The following is a 4,068-nucleotide window of genomic DNA, read 5'->3' as shown; positions in this document are numbered from 1 at the left end:
GACCACCGTCTATGTCACGCACGACCAGCGCGAAGCCATCACCATGTCCGACCGCATCGCGGTCATGAACGCCGGGCGCATCGAACAGCTCGACAAGCCTGAAACCCTCTACGCCAGGCCGCAAACGCGATTTGTGGCCGGCTTCATCGGCGAATCGAATTTCATTCCGGTCGAGTGCCGCAACGGCTCCGTCTGGTACGAGGACCGGAGAATCCATACCGCGGCACCAGTGCCGGCGGCAGGCCAGCACCTGATGGTGGTGCGGCCGGAAAAGCTGCGGCTCCTGGCAGACGCCGAACCGACAAGCGGCGTCAACGTGCTCGAGGCGAAAGTCAGCGACATCATCTATCAGGGCGACAGCTTCGTCTGCTACGCGGCGTTGCGCGACGGCCGCCAGCTGACTTTGCGCGACTATTGCCGCAGCGATGTGCTGGCCAAAATGCCGGCGCCCGGCCAGCCAGTCTCATTCGGTCTCGATGCGCAGGACACGATCCTGGTGGCGGCAGACTGATGAGCGCGCAGCCCGCCCTCATGGAAGAGATCGGCAGCGCCGCAGGCCGGGAGCTCAACACGCAGGGACTTCACGCCGACGCCCGGCGTGAATCACTACGGCTGCTGGCGCTGTTGTCGCCAAGCCTGCTTCTGGTCTTCGCCATCATCATCGTGCCGATCGGCTGGCTGTTCTGGCTGTCGCTGTTCGACGAAGCGGGCGGCTTCAGCGCCGCCAATTATGCGCGATTCTTCGAGCAGGCCTCCTACATCAAGACCTTCATCACCACCTTCAAGGTCGCCTTCATCGTCACCGGCGCCTGCGTGCTGCTCGGCTATCCCTTGGCCTACATGCTGTCGCAACTGTCGCGGCGGGCGGCGTCGATCTGCCTGATCTTCGTCATCCTGCCGTTCTGGACATCGGTTCTGGTGCGCACCTATGCCTGGCTGGTGATCCTGCAGCGCAAGGGACTGATCAACAGCTGGCTGATCGATCTCGGAATCATCAGCCAGCCGCTATCGCTCGCCAACAATTTTTCCGGCGTCGTCATCGGCATGACGCATATCTTGCTGCCGTTCCTGGTGCTGCCGCTCTACGCTTCGATGAAGACCATCGACACCGACTGCCTGCGCGCCGGCATGAATCTCGGCGCCGGCCCGACTGCCACCTTCCGGCAGATCTTCTTTCCGCTGTCGCTGCCAGGCCTCGCCTCGGGCGTGGTCATCGTCTTCGTGCTCTGCCTGGGCTTCTTCGTCACGCCGGCTTTGATGGGCGGCGGCAAGGTCATCATGTGGGCGATGCGCATGGAACAGACCACCAGCCTCTATTCAAACTGGGGCGCGGGTGCAGCACTGGGCGTGGTGCTGCTGGTGGTGACGCTGGCGCTTCTCGGCCTGTTCCAGTGGCTGCTCGGCGCGCGTGCCACCGGCGTGTGGAGTTCGAGATGAGTAGGGATCTCGGCCTGCCTATCTCGCACCGGCAACGCCTATGGCTCTATTGCTTCGGCGGCCTCGTGCTGCTGTTCCTGATCGCACCGTCGATCATCATCGTCATCATGTCGTTTTCCGATTCGACGCTGCTGCAATTCCCGCCGCAGCAATGGTCGCTGCGCTGGTACCAGGCCTATTTCGGGTCGCTGGAGTGGCGCGATGCCACGATCGTCTCGGTCAAGGTGGCTGTCATGACCGTGCTGGTGGCGACGCCGCTCGGCACCGCGGCCGCCTATGCCATCAACCGGGGCACGCTGCGCTTCAACGGCACCATCAACGCGCTGCTGACGGCGTCGCTCATCGTCCCTGTGATCCTGATCGGCATCGGCACCTTCTTTCTCTATGCGCGCATCGGCCTCAACAACACGCTGACCGGCCTGGTCATCGCGCATACGGTGCAGGCGCTGCCGTTGGTGGTGCTGACCGTGCTGTCGGGATTGCGCTCCTACGACATGAACCAGGAGCGCGTGGCGCGCAGCCTTGGCGCCGGCCGCGTCGCCGCCTTCTGGCAGGTGACGATGCCGCAGATCCGCTTCTCGATTGTCTCGGGCGCGCTGTTTGCCTTCATCACCTCCTTCGACGAAGTGGTGGTTTCGCTGTTCATATCGGGCGGCGAGACGACGACATTGACGCGCCGCATGTTCAATGCGCTGCGCGACCAGATCGACCCGACGATCGCCGCCATCTCGACCTGCCTGATCGTTCTGTCGGTCGTGCTGTTGTCGGTTGCGCAGATCTTCGGCCGGCGGCATTGATTTCACCAGATCAATTCGCAGAAGTGACCAATTTGCAGAAGTGACTAGGGGATATCCAGACAGAATGCGTGATTTCCAGTTTCCCGGCCGCTCGCCGGTTCGTGCCACCGAGGCGGTTGCCGCGACCTCGCATCCGCTTGCAACGCTTGCGGCCATCGACATGCTGCGCTCCGGCGGCAATGCCATGGACGCCGCGGTCTGCGCCGCCGCCGTGCAGGGTGTGGTCGAGCCGCAATCGACGGGCATCGGTGGCGACTGCTTCGTGCTTTATTCTCCCGGAGGACAAGGCAATGTGCTGGCCTTCAATGGCTCCGGCCGGGCGCCGGCCAGGGCGACGGTCGGCTGGTATCTCGAAAAAGGCTTCGACCGCATCCCGCTGCAGGGTCCGCATGCGGTCACCGTACCGGGCGCCGTCGACGCCTGGAGCCGCCTGCTCGAAGACCATGGCCGCAAGGGCCTTGCCGAGGCGCTGGCGCCGGCCATTCACTATGCCGAGAACGGCTATGTCGTGCACGACCGCGTCGCCTTCGACTGGGCCGAGCCGGAGACCGACCTGTCGGCCGACGAGCATGCCGCGCGCATCTTCCTGCCCGGCGGCAGGGCGCCGAAGGCGGGTGACGTCCATCGGCAGCCGGAACTGGCGGCGACCTTGCGCATCATCGCCAAACACGGCCGGTCCGGTTTCTACGAAGGCGCGGTCGCCGACGATATGGTGAGCCGGCTCAACGAATTGGGCGGACTTCATACGGCCGAGGATTTTGCCGCGACCAGAGGCGACTATGTGGCGCCGGTCAGCACCTCCTATGGCGGCCATGAGATCCACCAGATGCCGCCGAACAATCAGGGGCTGACGGCGCTTTTGATGCTCAATTTGCTGTCGGGCTTCGAGCTTGGCGGGCTCGACCCCAACGGCGCCGAACGCCTGCATCTGGAGATCGAGGCCGGGCGCCTGGCTTACCGCGACCGCGACCGCTATGTCGGCGACCAGGACCATGTCCCGGTGCCCCTGAAGCAGCTCCTGTCCGGCGCCTATGCCGACCGGCTACGCGCCGAGATCGACCGCGACCGCGCCATGACGCATCTGCCGCGCGTCGAGCTGCCCGGCAGCGACACGGTCTATATCTCCATCGTCGACCGCGACCGTAACGCGGTCTCCTTCATCAACTCGACCTATTATTCGTTCGGCAGTGGCGTCGTCGGCCCGAAGACCGGTATCGTGCTGCAGAACCGTGGTTCGAGCTTCCGCCTCGACCCGGCGCATCCGAACGCGATCGCGCCGGGCAAGCGGCCGATGCACACGATCATGCCGGGCATGGCGACGAAGAACGGCCGCGTGGTGATGCCGTTCGGCGTCATGGGCGGCGGTTACCAGCCGTTTGGCCATGTCCACCTGCTCACCAACATGATCGATTTCGGCATGGACCCGCAGCAGGCACTGGATGCGCCGAGGGTGTTTTACAACGATGACACAGTGGAAGCCGAGCGTGGCGTTCCCACTGATGCAACCGAGGGCCTGCGCCGGCGCGGCCACCGCATCGCCGAACCGCATCATCCGCTTGGCGGCGGGCAAGTGGTGCTGATCGACTGGGAGAAGGGGACGCTGACCGGCGCTTCCGATCCGCGCAAGGATGGTTTCGCGCTTGGCTATTGAGGCGCTCCGTTGTCCAATGGCGCCCATATCGAGGCAAGCCCGTCAGAAGGGCTCTCGCCAGTAATCGTTCGAAATCCAGCCGGTGATCATGACCCAAACTGAAACCCACGCAGATCTCTCCCGCCGTCTAGCCCCCTGCGCCGACGACGCCCCCGACATCCTGGCGCTCGATACGGCACCGCC

At 64.4% G+C, this 4,068-nt stretch carries 4 protein-coding genes; all 4 read left to right on the top strand.

Annotation, left to right across the window (positions count from 1 at the left end; translation table 11 throughout):
- Nucleotides 1-511 (top strand): TOBE domain-containing protein (locus EN991_RS26045; RefSeq protein WP_127369845.1); only part of this gene is annotated, 511 nt, incomplete at its 5' end.
- Nucleotides 511-1,437 (top strand): ABC transporter permease, encoded by a 927-nt coding sequence (locus tag EN991_RS26040; protein ID WP_127369844.1) that lies wholly within the window; start codon nt 511-513, stop codon nt 1,435-1,437. The genes EN991_RS26045 and EN991_RS26040, both read left to right, overlap by 1 nt.
- Nucleotides 1,434-2,234: an ABC transporter permease gene (locus tag EN991_RS26035; RefSeq protein WP_127369843.1), complete on the top strand. Its 801-nt coding sequence runs from the start codon at nt 1,434-1,436 to the stop codon at nt 2,232-2,234. Before EN991_RS26040 ends, EN991_RS26035 begins: the two co-directional genes overlap by 4 nt.
- A gap of 64 nt (nt 2,235-2,298) precedes the next feature.
- Nucleotides 2,299-3,885 carry a gamma-glutamyltransferase gene (gene ggt / locus EN991_RS26030; RefSeq protein WP_127369842.1) on the top strand — a complete coding sequence of 529 codons (1,587 nt, stop codon included), beginning with the start codon at nt 2,299-2,301 and terminating at the stop codon, nt 3,883-3,885.
- Nucleotides 3,886-4,068 lie beyond the last annotated feature (183 nt).

It is taken from the genome of Mesorhizobium sp. M7A.F.Ca.US.005.03.2.1 (assembly GCF_003997795.1).
GTDB lineage: Bacteria > Pseudomonadota > Alphaproteobacteria > Rhizobiales > Rhizobiaceae > Mesorhizobium > Mesorhizobium ciceri.
The sequence above is the reverse complement of the archived record's forward strand: the minus strand, read 5'-3'. Positions and strand labels throughout refer to the sequence as shown.